This is a genomic window from Xylophilus sp. ASV27 (genome assembly GCF_016428875.1).
Classification (GTDB): Bacteria; Pseudomonadota; Gammaproteobacteria; order Burkholderiales; family Burkholderiaceae_C; genus Xylophilus.
The window spans coordinates 1-326 of the sequence record NZ_JAELTO010000338.1 but is presented as its reverse complement, the minus strand read 5'-3'; the positions used below and the strand labels follow the sequence as shown (position 1 = coordinate 326).

Genomic DNA, 326 nt, shown 5'->3' with positions numbered 1-326 from the left:
CCCCCCCCCCCCCCCCCCCCCCCCCCCCCCCCCCCCCCCCCCCCCCCCCCCCCCCCCCCCCCCCCCCCCCCCCCCCCCCCCCCCCCCCCCCCCCCCCCCCCCCCCCCCCCCCCCCCCCCCCCCTTTATAATCACCCCCCCCCCACCGAGAACTACACTAGGTTCTCTTCGTCGGCAGCGTCAGATGTGTATAAGAGACAGGTGTACAGCCTGGCCGTGCAGCCCGACGGCAAGGTACTGGTGGGGGGCGCTTTCACCCAGCTGGGCGGCCAGACGCGCAACCGCCTGGCCCGCCTCAACGCCGATGGCTCGCTGGACACGGGCTTT

General features: G+C 77.0%; 1 protein-coding gene. It reads left to right on the top strand.

What is annotated here, in order from left to right; all coding sequences use genetic code 11:
* On the top strand, positions 1–326 hold a 326-nt coding region (locus tag JHD63_RS23220), incomplete at both ends, for a delta-60 repeat domain-containing protein (protein WP_198973161.1).